We start from the raw sequence: 14,285 nt of genomic DNA, 5'->3' as shown, positions 1-14,285 counted from the left end.
TCAGATATGCAGGATGTATTCACGAACGAGCTTGCTGCCGAAGTAGGCGAGCATCAACAGCAGAAATCCGCCCAGTGTCCAGCGAATCGCTTTGTGGCCCCGCCAGCCCAGATGATGGCGGCCCCACAGCAGCACACTGAAGACGATCCACGCGAGAATCGACAGCAGGGTTTTATGCACCAGATGCTGGGCAAACAGGTTTTCGACGAACAACCAGCCGGAAATCAGCGACATCGACAGCAACACCCAGCCGGCCCAGAGGAAACCGAAGAGCAGGCTTTCCATGGTTTGCAGCGGCGGGAAGCTTTTGATCAGGCCAAGGGGATGCTTGTTTTTCAGTTGATGATCCTGCAACAACAGAAGCAGGGACTGGAACACCGCGATGGTAAACATCCCATAGGCGAGGATCGACAGCAGGATATGGCTGATAATGCCGTGTTCTTCAATGATCGGTTGCAGCGTGCCAGAAGGCGCGAACTGCGCCATCAGGGTCGTCAGCAGCCCCAGCGGGAAGAGGAGAATCAGGAGGATTTCCACCGGCAGACGAATGCACGCGAGCATGGTCACGATGATGACTGAAACAGCGATCAGGCTGGCGGCACTGAAAAAGTCCAGACCCAGGCCGATAGGGCGCACCAGTTGGCCGAAAAGCGCACTGGCCTGGCAGGCGACGGCAAGGGTGCCGATCAGGCACAGCAGCCATTTGTCGGCCTTCTGGCCCTGGCGCAGGCGCATACCCTGGTAGACGGTCGCAGCGGCGTAGAAGACGGCGGCGGCGAGGCTGAAGAGCAAACTCGGTGACAAGGGGAACATAGATCCTGTTGGGCATGCCCGAAAGCCGGTGAGTTTGGCATAAAACGCGCATTTCACGAAAGACTACAGAAGCAGACGCCGTGGTGTCCGTGCGCCGGAGTCTTCGCTATAATCCGCGACCTGCTCAAGCCACAGGCTTGCCGATCGCTGTTTCAGCCGCTTTTATAGCCTCACTATTATCAATAGCGATGCTGTAAAGAGCAGGCGTCGCGAATTCGGCAGCCGACTGAACGGCCGCTACGGGCCGGGCCGCATCAATCGGGGTTCATCACGAACCCAAAGGATCACGCATGTTTGAAAATCTGACAGATCGTCTCTCGCAGACGCTGCGCCAGGTCACTGGTAAAGCCAAGCTGACCGAGGACAACATCAAGGACACACTGCGTGAAGTGCGTATGGCGCTGCTTGAAGCCGACGTCGCCTTGCCGGTTGTCAAAGACTTCGTCAATCGCATCAAGGAACGCGCCGTCGGCACCGAGGTGTCGCGCAGCCTGACGCCGGGTCAGGCGTTCGTGAAGATCGTCCAGGCCGAGCTGGAAGAGATGATGGGGGCGGCCAACGAAGAGCTGACCCTCAACGTCACGCCGCCGGCGGTCATTCTGATGGCCGGTCTGCAAGGTGCGGGCAAGACCACCACTGCCGGCAAGCTCGCCCGATTCCTGAAAGAACGCAAAAAGAAAACCGTGATGCTGGTCTCGGCGGACGTCTATCGTCCGGCCGCGATCAAGCAGCTGGAAACCCTGGCCAACGACATCGGCGTGACGTTCTTCCCGTCCGACATCAGCCAGAAGCCGGTCGACATCGCCGAAGCGGCTATTAAAGAAGCCAAGCTCAAGTTCATCGACGTCGTGATCCTCGACACCGCCGGTCGTTTGCACATCGACGCCGAGATGATGGGCGAGATTCAGGCGCTGCATGCGGCGGTCAAGCCGGCCGAGACGCTGTTCGTCGTTGACGCCATGACCGGCCAGGATGCCGCCAACACGGCCAAGGCGTTCGGTGATGCGCTGCCGCTGACCGGTGTGATCCTGACCAAGGTCGATGGTGACGCCCGTGGCGGTGCTGCGCTGTCGGTGCGCGCCATTACTGGCAAGCCGATCAAGTTCATCGGTATGGGCGAGAAGAGCGAGGCGCTGGAGCCGTTCCACCCGGACCGTATCGCATCGCGCATTCTCGGCATGGGCGACGTGCTCAGCCTGATCGAGCAGGCTGAACAGACCCTCGACAAGGACAAGGCCGACAAACTGGCCAAGAAGCTGAAGAAGGGCAAAGGCTTCGACCTCGAAGACTTCCGGGATCAGCTGCAGCAAATGAAGAACATGGGCGGCCTGGGTGGGCTCATGGACAAACTGCCAAGCATCGGCGGCGTCAACCTGTCGCAGATGGGTAACGCGCAAGGCGCCGCCGAAAAGCAGTTCAAGCAGATGGAAGCCATCATTAACTCGATGACCCCGGCCGAGCGTCGCGACCCTGAACTGATCAGCGGTTCACGCAAGCGCCGCATCGCCATGGGTTCCGGCACCCAGGTGCAGGACATCGGTCGTCTGATCAAGCAACATAAACAGATGCAGAAGATGATGAAGAAGTTTTCGACCAAGGGCGGCATGGCCAAAATGATGCGCGGCATGGGCGGAATGTTGCCCGGCGGCGGTATGCCCAAAATGTAAATCGCAACGCGCGGGCGCTATTCCCGCGCGTTCTTCATTGGGGCAACCGTCCCGGTGGCCTGCTCAGGCAGGCACTCAACGCCGTCATCGCTGACGGCTCCATGGCAGATCTAGGTGGCCCGACGGCGTACGCCGGAAAAAGTCATTTGCAAAAATCCGGATATTCCTTAGAATATGCGGCCTTTCGGGCACCCATGCCCGCTGTGCATCTTAGATTTGCAGCACCGACTACAGGAAAATTGTTCAATGCTAACAATCCGTCTTGCCCTTGGCGGCTCTAAAAAGCGCCCGTTCTACCACCTGACTGTCACTGACAGCCGCAACCCACGTGACGGTTCCCACAAGGAACAAATCGGTTTCTTCAACCCGGTTGCCCGTGGTCAGGAAATCCGTTTGTCCGTGAACCAAGAGCGTCTGGCCTACTGGCTGAGCGTTGGTGCACAACCTTCTGAGCGTGTTGCTTCGCTGTTGAAGGAATCTGCCAAGGCTGCGGCCTGAGCAATATGAACGCGACGCCAGCTTCCGCCGACGATCTGATCGTCATCGGCAAGATTTATTCGGTACACGGCGTTCGCGGCGAAGTGAAGGTGTATTCCTTTACTGATCCAACCGAAAACCTGTTGCAGTACAAAACCTGGACGCTCAAGCGCGAAGGCAATGTGAAACAGGTCGAGCTGGTCAGTGGACGCGGGAACGACAAGTTCCTGGTCGCCAAGCTCAAGGGTCTTGATGATCGTGAAGAAGCTCGTCTTCTGGCCGGTTATGAGATCTGCGTGCCACGCAACCTGTTCCCTGAATTGACCGACGGCGAGTACTACTGGTACCAGCTTGAAGGTCTGAAGGTCATTGACGGTCTTGGGCAACTGCTCGGGAAGGTCGATCATCTTCTGGAAACCGGCGCCAATGATGTAATGGTGGTCAAACCCTGCGCAGGCAGTCTGGACGATCGCGAACGCCTTTTGCCCTATACGGAGCAATGCGTGTTGGCAGTTGATCTGGTTGCAGGCGAGATGAAGGTGGAATGGGACGCGGATTTCTAAGCAATGGCCAGCCTGCGCATAGAAGTCATCACGCTGTTTCCCGAGATGTTTTCCGCCATCAGCGAATACGGCATTACCAGCCGTGCGGTGAAACAGGAGCTTTTGCAGCTCACCTGTTGGAATCCGCGGGACTACACCACTGATCGACATCACACTGTGGACGATCGCCCGTTTGGCGGTGGCCCTGGCATGGTGATGAAGATCAAGCCCCTCGAAGATGCTCTGGCTCAGGCCAGGCAGGCGGCGGGGGATGCGGCGAAGGTGATTTACCTGTCGCCACAAGGCCGCAAGCTGGATCAGTCTGCGGTACGCGAACTGGCGCAGGAAGAAGCACTTATCCTGATTGCCGGTCGTTATGAAGGCGTCGACGAGCGTTTCATTGAAGCTCATGTCGATGAAGAGTGGTCGATTGGCGACTATGTGTTATCTGGCGGTGAGCTGCCGGCCATGGTCCTGATAGATGCGGTTACGCGACTGCTGCCTGGAGCTTTAGGGCATGTAGATTCCGCGGAGGAAGATTCCTTCACGGATGGTCTGCTGGATTGCCCGCATTACACCCGACCGGAGGTGTATGCGGATCAGCGTGTTCCCGACGTATTGCTTAGTGGCAATCACGCACACATCCGGCGTTGGCGTTTACAGCAGTCCCTTGGGCGGACCTATGAACGACGAGCCGATCTTCTGGAAAGCCGCTCGCTTTCTGGAGAAGAGAAGAAGCTGCTGGCGGAATACCTCCGCGAGCGGGACGATAGTTAACGTATCGATGGTAAATCCAACCGGTTTACCTTAGGAGCACAGCATGACTAACAAAATCATCCTTGCACTCGAAGCAGAGCAGATGACCAAAGAGATCCCTCCCTTTGCCCCGGGCGACACCATTGTCGTTCAGGTGAAAGTGAAGGAAGGCGACCGCGCTCGTCTGCAGGCGTTCGAAGGCGTTGTTATCGCCAAGCGTAACCGTGGTGTGAACAGTGCTTTCACTGTTCGTAAAATCTCCAACGGTGTCGGTGTTGAACGTACTTTCCAGACCTACAGCCCGCAAATCGACAGCATGGCTGTGAAACGTCGCGGCGACGTTCGCAAGGCCAAGCTGTACTACCTGCGTGACCTGTCCGGTAAAGCAGCTCGCATCAAGGAAAAACTGGTTTAATCCCAGTCTTCCCATGCGAATGAAAAAGCAGCCTACGGGCTGCTTTTTTGCTTTCTGGCATTTGGTTTTTGTGCCGTCGTCGCAGGTGTGAAAAACTGCCCGCTGCATTTCACCACTCAAGTCAGAACCCATGCCTGCCATTGACCATCCCATGATCGACCGCTTCCTCGACGCCCTCTGGCTGGAGAAAGGGCTGTCGGACAACACCCGCGATGCCTACCGCAGCGACCTCGCGCTGTTCAACGGCTGGTTGCAGGAAAAGGGCGTGGACCTGATGAGTGTCAGTCGGGAAGCGATTCTCGACCACTTGGGGTGGCGGGTCGACAACGGCTACAAACCTCGCTCGACGGCGCGACTGCTTTCCGGCGTGCGCGGCTTCTATCGCTACCTCCTTAGGGAGAAGCTGATCGCGGTCGACCCGACGTTGCAGGTCGACATGCCGCAGTTGGGTAAGCCACTTCCCAAATCCTTGTCTGAAGCTGACGTCGAAGCGTTGCTGGCCGCGCCGGACCTGAGCGACGCCATCGGTCAGCGCGACCGGGCCATGCTGGAAGTGCTCTATGCCTGCGGACTGCGGGTGACCGAATTGATCAGCCTGACGCTGGAGCAGGTCAATTTGCGCCAGGGTGTGCTGCGCATCATGGGCAAGGGCAGCAAGGAGCGACTGGTGCCGATGGGCGAGGAAGCGATTGTCTGGGTCGAGCGCTACATGCGCGACGCTCGCCACGAATTGCTCAATGGTCGGCCCAGCGATGTGCTGTTTCCCAGCCAGCGCGGTGAACAGATGACCCGCCAGACCTTCTGGCACCGCATCAAGCATCAGGCCAAAGTCGCCGGCATCGGCAAATCCCTGTCCCCTCACACCCTGCGTCACGCCTTCGCCACCCACCTGCTTAACCACGGCGCCGACCTGCGCGTCGTGCAGATGCTCCTCGGCCACAGCGACCTGTCGACCACGCAAATCTACACCCACGTCGCCCGCGCGCGGTTGCAGGAGATGCACGCGAAGCACCACCCGAGGGGGTAGCGGCCTTCATGAATTTACGACCTGTCTTACATCAGCGAGCGTCGGCCTTGCGAGCCTTATGTGATAGGCTTTGCCGGTTTCGCAGATCAAGGCCCTGAAAACCTCCCGGTGCTTTTTTGCCACCCGTTTTCAGCCCGGCCCGTCTGCTCACCGCTCGAGGAGTTTTCATGCGCGTCACTCGTTTTCTCGGTGCTGCCGTTGTAGCGCTGGCCAGCTCTTTCAGCCTTTTTGCCCACGCCGACGAGGCGTCCGACAAAGCCATTCGCAAGACCCTGGAATCGCTCAATCTGGAAATTCCCGTCGAGAGCATTTCCAGCAGTCCTCTGAACGGCCTCTACGAAGTCAATCTCAAAGGTGGTCGCGTGCTGTATGCCAGCGGCGACGGCCAGTTCGTCATGCAGGGCAACCTGTACCAGATGCAGGCCGGAAAGCCGGTCAATCTGACCGAGAAGGTCGAGCGTCAGGCGATTTCCAAGACCATCAATGGCATTCCTGCCGCCGAGATGGTCGTCTACCCCGCCGTGGGCGAGACCAAGTCGCACATCACGGTGTTCACCGACACCACCTGCCCGTACTGCCACAAACTTCACGCCGAGGTGCCGGAGCTGAACAAGCGCGGCATTGAAGTGCGTTATGTGGCGTTCCCGCGCCAGGGCCTGGGTTCGCCGGGCGACGAGCAACTCCAGGCAGTCTGGTGCTCCAAGGACCGCCGCGGTGCTATGGACCGCATGGTCGACGGCAAGAATATTCAAGCGCCCAAGTGCGACAACCCGGTCACAAAGCAATTTGAAATCGGCCAGTCCATCGGCGTGAACGGCACACCGGCCATCGTGTTGGCCGACGGTCAGCTGATTCCGGGCTATCAGCCAGCGCCGCAAGTGGCCAAACTGGCGCTGAGTGCCAAGTAATTTCGTTTATCGCAGCCTCCTGCGGTCAACACTGAAGCGGCCTGTCAGCAGCGCTTCATCAATAGCGAGCCGTGCTGAATGCGGCTGATTCCACGGCCGGCCTTGCGTCGGCCGTTTTATGGGGAGTTCATAGTGAAACCGGTCAAAGTAGGCATCTGTGGGCTGGGTACTGTCGGTGGCGGTACCTTCAATGTGCTAAAGCGTAACGCCGAGGAAATTGCCCGCCGTGCCGGGCGTGGAATCGAAGTGGCGCAAATTGCCATGCGTACACCAAACCCCAATTGCCAGATTACCGGTACCCCGACCACGACCGACGTATTCGACGTGGCGAGCAACCCTGAAATCGACATCGTCATCGAGCTGATCGGTGGCTATACCATCGCCCGCGAACTGGTGCTCAAGGCCATCGAAAACGGCAAGCACGTGGTCACCGCCAACAAGGCGCTGATCGCCGTGCACGGCAACGAGATTTTCGCCAAGGCCCGGGAGAAGGGCGTCATCGTGGCCTTCGAAGCGGCTGTGGCAGGCGGTATTCCGGTGATCAAGGCCATTCGTGAAGGCCTGTCTGCCAACCGCATCAACTGGGTCGCCGGCATCATCAACGGCACCGGCAACTTCATCCTCACCGAGATGCGCGAAAAGGGTCGCACCTTCCCGGACGTCCTCGCTGAAGCGCAGGCGCTGGGCTATGCAGAAGCCGATCCGACCTTCGACGTCGAAGGCATCGACGCGGCGCATAAGCTGACGATTCTGGCGTCCATCGCCTTTGGCATTCCGCTGCAGTTCGACAAGGCCTACACCGAAGGCATCACCAAGCTGACCACCGCCGACGTCAATTACGCCGAAGCGCTGGGCTACCGGATCAAACACCTGGGCGTCGCCCGCAGCACGCCGAGCGGCATCGAGCTGCGCGTGCACCCGACCCTGATCCCGGCGGATCGCCTGATCGCCAACGTCAACGGTGTGATGAACGCCGTGATGGTCAACGGCGACGCGGCCGGCTCGACATTGTTCTACGGCGCAGGTGCCGGCATGGAGCCCACCGCTTCGTCAGTCGTGGCCGATCTGGTCGACGTGGTCCGTGCCCTGACAACCGACCCTGAAAATCGCGTCCCGCATCTGGCCTTTCAGCCCGATTCGCTGTCGGCCCACCCGATCCTGCCGATCGACGCGTGCGAAAGCGCCTACTACCTGCGCATTCAGGCCAAGGATCATCCCGGCGTGCTGGCGCAGGTGGCGAGTATCCTGTCCGAGCGCGGCATCAACATCGAATCGATCATGCAGAAAGAAGTGGAAGAACATGACGGCCTGGTGCCGATGATTCTGCTGACCCACCGCGTGGTCGAGAAACGCATGAACGATGCGATCGAAGCGCTGGAAGCGCTCGAAGACGTAGCCGGCCCGGTTGTGCGCATCCGCGTCGAGCATCTGAACTGAAAGCAGCGATAAGTCCAAAGCGGCAAGCTGCAAGTGAGAGCAAAATCATATCGCGGTGAGCTTCGTGCTCCGGGCGGCAGGGGGAAGGCAAATCGTCTTGACCTGCAGCCCGCCACTTGAAGCTTGCCGCCCAAACCGAAGGTTTGAACAATGCGCTATATCAGTACCCGCGGCCAGGCACCGGCCCTGAATTTCGAAGACGTGCTGCTGACCGGTCTGGCGAGCGATGGCGGCCTGTACGTACCGGAAAACCTGCCTCGCTTCACTCAGGAAGAAATTGCGTCCTGGGCCGGCCTGCCTTATCACGAGCTGGCTTTTCGCGTGATGCGTCCGTTCGTGACGGGCAGCATCCCCGACGCGGATTTCAAAAAGATTCTCGAAGAAACCTACGGCGTTTTCTCCCACGCTGCGGTGGCGCCGCTGCGCCAGCTGAACGGCAACGAGTGGGTGCTGGAGCTGTTTCACGGCCCGACCCTGGCGTTCAAGGATTTCGCCCTGCAACTGCTGGGTCGTCTGCTGGATTACGTGCTGGAGAAGCGCGGCGAACGTGTGGTCATCATCGGCGCCACTTCGGGTGACACCGGCTCGGCTGCAATCGAAGGCTGCCGTCGTTGCGACAACGTCGATATCTTCATCTTGCACCCGAACAACCGCGTGTCCGATGTACAGCGCCGCCAGATGACCACCATCTTCGGCGAGAACATCCATAACATCGCAATCGAAGGCAACTTCGACGACTGCCAGGAAATGGTCAAGAATAGCTTCGCCGACCAGAGCTTTCTGAAAGGCACACGTCTGGTGGCGGTGAACTCGATCAACTGGGCGCGGATCATGGCCCAGATCGTCTACTACTTCCACGCGGCCCTGCAACTGGGTGGTCCGGCGCGTTCGGTGGCGTTCTCTGTGCCGACCGGCAACTTCGGCGACATCTTCGCCGGTTACCTGGCCCGCAACATGGGCTTGCCAATCAGCCAGCTGGTGGTTGCCACCAACCGCAACGACATCCTGCACCGCTTCATGAGCGGCAATCAGTATGTCAAGGAAACCCTGCACGCCACGCTGTCGCCGTCGATGGACATCATGGTGTCGTCCAACTTCGAGCGTCTGCTGTTCGACATGCACGGTCGCAACGGCGGCGCGATTGCCGAGCTCATGGCAAACTTCAGGCAGGGCGGCGGTTTCAGCGTTGAAGAGGAACGCTGGACCGAAACCCGCAAGCTGTTTGATTCCCTGGCGGTCAGTGACGAAGACACCTGCAAAACCATCGCTGAGGTGTTCGCCAGCACCGGCGAGTTGCTGGATCCGCACACCGCGATCGGCGTAAAGGCCGCGCGGGACTGCCGCCGCAGCCTGGACACGCCGATGGTGATTCTGGGCACAGCGCATCCGGTCAAGTTTCCGGACGCCGTGCTGAAAGCCGGTGTAGGAAAAGCACTCGAGCTGCCTGCACATTTGTCTGATTTGTTTGAGCGAGACGAACGCTGCACTGTCCTGCCAAATGACCTCAAGGCCGTACAGGCCTTTGTCAGCCAGCACGGTAATCGTGGCAAACCTCTCTGACGGTATCGTCGTGTAACAACTAAGGCCCGCCTCGCAGCGGGCCTTGTTTTTTCTGCGTGCCACACTTCCGAAGAATTTTAATTCTCGGATAAGCCTGTGGTTGTTAAACATTTTTACTCAACGGTATTCAACGGCCGTCACCTTGATTTCGGACCGGCGCTATGGGCGGTGCTCCTGCTTGTGTGTCTCTACAGCCGCGTCGGCCATACCTCTGAAAACCTGCCTTTCACGTTGGGCGCGCCATTCCTTGCGCAACAGCCTCTGGCGCTTGATGACGCGGACCGCCAATGGCTGGACGCACGAAAAGTGCTTCGGGTCGGTATTTCCGTCGCCGATCACGAGCCCGTCGACATCACCGCCGACCGCAATCGGTACCAGGGCATCAGTGCGGATTACCTCAGCGTGGTCACTGCCCGGTTGGGGATTCCCACCCATGTGCAAGGGTTTGCCAAGCGTGCACACGCGGTGGACGCGTTGCTGGCCGGAGAAATCGACATACTGACCAGCGCCAGCGGGTTTGAGCGAAACACAGCCGGGCTGGCGTTCACGCCTGAATACGTGCCGGACCGTGCGGTGGTGGTCGGCCGCGGCAACGACATTGGCCTCAAGCCTTCGCTCGAAAACAAGCGCGTGCTATTGCTGGATGGCTATGCCGATGCTGCAGTGGTGCAGCGAACCTACCCCAAAAGCGAGATCGTGCTTGCCCCCACGCTCTACAGCGCCATGGAAGCACTGGCTCACGAGGATGCCGACGCACTGATCGCGAATGAGCTGATGGTCCAGTCCTACAGCCTGTTGCGGCCCTATCTTGGGTTACAGATCAAGTTCGACAGTCTGTTGCCGCCCGTGGGATTTTCCTTCGCATTTCGTGAACAGGAGTCAAAGCTGCTGAAGCTTTTTGGCCTTGCCCTGGCGGACATGGATGAATCATTGAACCGTGAAATCCACGGACGATGGACCGTCGGCCTCGGCGCAGATCCGGGTCATCGGCAAGTCAGTTTCAGTGCCGGCGAACAGCTATGGATTCGCAAGCATCCGCGGGTCATCGTGGCGTCGACCCAGCACCCTCCGTACGTCTACAAAGACGCTCGAGGGCGATGGGTGGGGTTGAACGTCGATCTGCTGTCGCGCATTTCGCGTCTGACCGGACTGCAGTTCGTGTACGAGGACGCGGCTTCCACCCATGCGCTGCTGGAGACATTGGCAGACGGCGGTGCACACATGAACACCACGCTGGCCGAAAACCCGGCGCGCAAGAAGCTGCTGGATTTCACCTATGCCTTCGGCGGCAATAGCTGGGTATTTCTGTTGCGCGCCGACAGCGACGCGTCCCTGCAATTGTCGGACATGGCCGGCAAGGTGCTGGCACTTCCTGCGCGGCATGCGTTGCTGGAGTTCATCCAGAAGCGCTATCCCGACATCCGCTTGCGGCTTGTGCCCACTTATGCTGAGGCGCGACAGTTGGTCGAGAAGGGCGAGGCGGACGCAACGCTCCAGAACGAGGCGGGTGCATGGATCTCTCCTGGCGAACTGAAAGTGGGGCGCAGCGTCGAAGGCCTGTGGTCGCCGGACAGATTTTCCGTGGTCAAGACCCATCCCGAATTGCTCAGCATTCTGAACAAGGCGCTGGAAGAATTTCCTGTGGCTGAAATGCGTGCGATCCGCCTCAAATGGCTTGGCGCGGGCGCCGTTCCACCCTCGGTCTGGAATCGTATACCGGCGTGGATTTACTGGGTCATGAGCGTTTCGCTGCTGCTGGGCATTGTGTCCCTGGCCTGGAGCAGCCGTTTGAAGTTTCAGATTCACCAACGTCAGCGCGCGGAAGAACAGCTGGGTGATCAGTTGGCCTTCAAACGCACGCTGCTCAACAGCGTCCCGAACCCGATTTACGTACGTGATCTTCAGGGCCGACTGATTGCCTGCAATCGCAGTTATGAGGAGAGCTTCGGCATCGGTTACGAGCAGCTGCAGGGGCGCCGCCTGATCGACGTCGATCTCGTTCCTGGCGACCTCGCCGAGCAAATGCACGCTGATTACATGAAGCTGCTGGACACGCAGCAGCCCGCATTTACCGAGCGCACCCTTACGCTTGCCGGGCGACAGATCCATGCCTGGCAATGGGCGGTGCCCTACCACCGCGGCGACGGTCAGTTGCATGGTTTGCTCGGCGGCTGGATCGACATCAGCGAGCGCAAGCGCCTTGAGTCTGAGTTGCGTGACGCGCGCACGGCAGCGGAGGAGGCGGCAGGGCAGCTGCGCGCGCTGCTCGACGGCACAGGGCAGGCAAAGGCTCCGGATGAGTGAATTCTGCCTGTCACAATCGGCAGGCATGCTCGGGGATCAGACTGCCGCAATCAGGTGCGCTTGAGTCCGCGCATTCCGGCTCTCGAACTTTTCACTGCTGCCAATGGTCATTGGTTAGCACCTTTGCATTCAAACTGTTGAGTGGTGATCCGGATGGAAAATATCAGCTTGCTACTGAGCGAAGCGCTGTCCCCTTATCAGGTAAATATTGGCCCTGCCGGTATCCTGGGCGAGCGCCTGGTGACGCTGAAAAATCCAGCGGGTGCGATGGTAATCGAACGTGTTTTCTCTGCATCGCAATTGGGCGACAAGCGTCAGCTGACGGACGTGGTAGATGGTCTGCACCGTGACTTGATGGTGGCAGAAGGGCGCATCGAGCCCTGCGTTATCGCCGCCCTGCGCAACGTTTCGCAGTCCGCCGCTTATGCTGCAGCTCGACCTTTTGTCTGAGCTGCGGGGAACCTTCTCAATTCAGTAGGCTCCTATCAGTTACGGTAGGCGCAGGCATTGTGCTCCGGTGTTCATGCTGCCTGCCGTGCGGGTCCAAGATGGACCGCGGTTGACCCCGAGCAGTCTCCCCGCTGCTCGGGGTTTCTTTTGTCTGAAATTCGGCTTTTCGCGCCAGACAGTGGTTTACGCCACGTCAATTCGACGGCGCCTCGAAGAACGTCTGGGCGTCGCGAAGATACTCCTCCTTCTTGACCATCCACTCCGCATAAAACCCGATCAGTCGCGTCACTCGCAGCACGCGCATTTCCCGGTTGATGATGTCCATCGCCGCGCGTCCCTTTTCTGTTTTTGAACAGGCAATGTGAGCGAACTGGTATTTGGGCACGCCCTTGACCGGCAGAAACTCCAGGTCGTCCAGGGGGATGCCTTGTTGCTGGGCGTGAAAGCGCGCCTCCGGCCAGTAACTGATGATTGCCTGAAAGCGATCCAGTCGTTCCATCTCCAGCATGCTGCCGACCGCCGCGTTGCCGTAGTGCAGGATCAGTCGATCGGGGTGAGGGGTCTCGCGCAGCACTTTGTCGATGACCGGGCCGTAACTGCGTTCACCGACGATGCCGACATCGACGCTGTCGCTGGCCAGCAAGGCGGCAAGGTCCAGACGCCCGTCGGCATCCATGAACGTCGCGAAGAATGCGTGACGCTGCCGTTCGATGGTCACGCCATTACTGGGCGTGGCGTAGGCAGGGATGGAAAACAGAATGGTTTTATCCCGCTCCGGCGTCCATAGCAGGGTGGGGTCGCAGGCGAACACATCGGGATCATTGAGCATCTGCGTTCCGCGCGCACGGTTGACGTGCATGACCTGATGATCGTATTCCGGCATCCGGGCAGTCAGCTCGGGCATCAACTTGTCGATGGCCCCCTGGCCCGCCAGTGGCCCGGAAAATATGGTGAGGGGCGGGAAATCGCGGAGCAGCCAGATCAGCGTTTCACGCGCCGACGCGGTAGCGGGCAGGCAGGCGAGCAGCGCGACGATCAGCAAGGCGCGCATTCGGGAACCGGTGTCATGCATGGATGCGTTGACCCTCATCGACAGCGTCTCGCAGCAAGGAATCGGTGATGTGCTTCATTTATTTAACACATGTCGTGCGGGCTTGAGTAACCCCTCGCGAACGTTGTGCCCCATCTCCCATTTCGAGGGGCGACCCGCATCGCTCATCGAGTTCGGTCGTTCAACGGGGCTGCATCGGGTAGACTTGCCGCCTTTCCCGTCTCTCTAGAAGCCCGTTCATGGCCCAGCCGTCCACGACCTACAAGTTCGAACTCAATCTCACCGACCTTGATCGCGGTGTCTATGAAACCGTCAAGCAGACCATCGCCCGTCATCCTTCGGAGACCGAGGAGCGCATGACCGTGCGCCTGCTGGCTTACGCCTTCTGGTACAACGAGCACCTGTCGTTCGGCCGGGGTCTGTCCGACGTCGACGAACCTGCCTTGTGGGAAAAGAGTCTGGACGATCGCGTCCTGCACTGGATCGAAGTGGGCCAGCCTGATGCCGACCGCCTGACCTGGTGCTCGCGCCGTACCGAACGCACCAGCCTGCTGGCCTACGGCAGTCTGCGGGTGTGGGAAGGCAAGGTCATACCGGCGATCAAGACATTGAAGAACGTCAACATCGCGTCGGTCCCCCAGGAGGCGCTCGAAGTCCTGTCCAAAGACATGCCTCGGGTGATCAAGTGGGACGTGATGATCAGCGAAGGCACCATCTTCGTCACCGATGATCGCGGCCAGCACGAAGTGCAATTGCAGTGGCTGGCAGGCGAGCGGGGCTGATTCACGCCTGCACCGCGACGGCCTCGCAATGCTGTTGCCAAGGCATCGCGACGGCATCGCTAGCTCCTGCCAGTCCCAACGAGAATCCCAGCGGAA

The 14,285-nt window shown here is 59.3% G+C and carries 13 protein-coding genes and 1 pseudogene; 12 read left to right on the top strand and 2 right to left on the bottom strand.

Annotation, left to right across the window (positions count from 1 at the left end; translation table 11 throughout):
• On the bottom strand, positions 1-813 hold the full coding sequence (locus tag AC3ISG_RS19730; protein WP_122623423.1) for a cytochrome C assembly family protein: 813 nt from the start codon (positions 811-813) through the stop codon (positions 1-3).
• Between the two features lie 290 nt (positions 814-1,103).
• On the opposite strand from AC3ISG_RS19730, the gene ffh reads away from it, so the two are divergent.
• The 11 genes and pseudogenes from ffh to AC3ISG_RS19675 all read left to right on the top strand — a co-directional run bounded on the left by ffh (position 1,104) and on the right by AC3ISG_RS19675 (position 12,356).
• Positions 1,104-2,480, top strand: coding sequence for a signal recognition particle protein (ffh, locus tag AC3ISG_RS19725; protein ID WP_065989960.1), 1,377 nt, complete (start codon positions 1,104-1,106; stop codon positions 2,478-2,480).
• A gap of 246 nt (positions 2,481-2,726) precedes the next feature.
• Positions 2,727-2,978, top strand: coding sequence for a 30S ribosomal protein S16 (rpsP, locus tag AC3ISG_RS19720; RefSeq protein ID WP_037012442.1), 252 nt, complete (start codon positions 2,727-2,729; stop codon positions 2,976-2,978).
• A gap of 5 nt (positions 2,979-2,983) precedes the next feature.
• Entirely contained in the window at positions 2,984-3,520 is a 537-nt protein-coding gene (rimM, locus tag AC3ISG_RS19715) for a ribosome maturation factor RimM (RefSeq protein ID WP_037012440.1), read from the top strand.
• A 3-nt stretch (positions 3,521-3,523) separates the two neighbouring features.
• Complete coding sequence (gene trmD, locus AC3ISG_RS19710) at positions 3,524-4,276, top strand: tRNA (guanosine(37)-N1)-methyltransferase TrmD (RefSeq protein ID WP_065989956.1); 753 nt, start codon at positions 3,524-3,526, stop codon at positions 4,274-4,276.
• 43 nt (positions 4,277-4,319) lie between these two features.
• Entirely contained in the window at positions 4,320-4,670 is a 351-nt protein-coding gene (rplS, locus tag AC3ISG_RS19705; RefSeq protein ID WP_037012438.1) for a 50S ribosomal protein L19, read from the top strand.
• A 130-nt stretch (positions 4,671-4,800) separates the two neighbouring features.
• Positions 4,801-5,697, top strand: coding sequence for a site-specific tyrosine recombinase XerD (gene xerD, locus AC3ISG_RS19700; protein WP_074892279.1), 897 nt, complete (start codon positions 4,801-4,803; stop codon positions 5,695-5,697).
• A 167-nt stretch (positions 5,698-5,864) separates the two neighbouring features.
• Complete coding sequence (dsbC, locus tag AC3ISG_RS19695; RefSeq protein WP_122535070.1) at positions 5,865-6,605, top strand: bifunctional protein-disulfide isomerase/oxidoreductase DsbC; 741 nt, start codon at positions 5,865-5,867, stop codon at positions 6,603-6,605.
• A 132-nt stretch (positions 6,606-6,737) separates the two neighbouring features.
• A complete protein-coding gene (locus AC3ISG_RS19690; RefSeq protein WP_108120894.1) occupies positions 6,738-8,042 on the top strand; it encodes a homoserine dehydrogenase in 1,305 nt (434 codons plus the stop codon).
• Positions 8,043-8,192: 150 nt separating this feature from the next.
• Entirely contained in the window at positions 8,193-9,602 is a 1,410-nt protein-coding gene (gene thrC, locus AC3ISG_RS19685; protein ID WP_122623426.1) for a threonine synthase, read from the top strand.
• A 168-nt stretch (positions 9,603-9,770) separates the two neighbouring features.
• Positions 9,771-11,846, top strand: a pseudogene (locus tag AC3ISG_RS19680) (transporter substrate-binding domain-containing protein); the annotation flags it as partial.
• Between the two features lie 213 nt (positions 11,847-12,059).
• Complete coding sequence (locus AC3ISG_RS19675; RefSeq protein WP_122535073.1) at positions 12,060-12,356, top strand: DUF3509 domain-containing protein; 297 nt, start codon at positions 12,060-12,062, stop codon at positions 12,354-12,356.
• A gap of 193 nt (positions 12,357-12,549) precedes the next feature.
• On the opposite strand, the gene AC3ISG_RS19670 is transcribed toward AC3ISG_RS19675, so the two are convergent.
• Positions 12,550-13,395 (bottom strand): TIGR02285 family protein, encoded by an 846-nt coding sequence (locus AC3ISG_RS19670; protein WP_489299558.1) that lies wholly within the window; start codon positions 13,393-13,395, stop codon positions 12,550-12,552.
• A gap of 251 nt (positions 13,396-13,646) precedes the next feature.
• Here AC3ISG_RS19670 and AC3ISG_RS19665 point away from each other — a divergent pair, with 251 nt between their 5' ends.
• A complete protein-coding gene (locus tag AC3ISG_RS19665; protein WP_065989944.1) occupies positions 13,647-14,189 on the top strand; it encodes a YaeQ family protein in 543 nt (180 codons plus the stop codon).
• Positions 14,190-14,285: the final 96 nt, after the last annotated feature.

Source organism: Pseudomonas sp. GL_135 (assembly GCF_057834665.1).
This window is presented reverse-complemented; position numbering and strand designations above follow the sequence as displayed.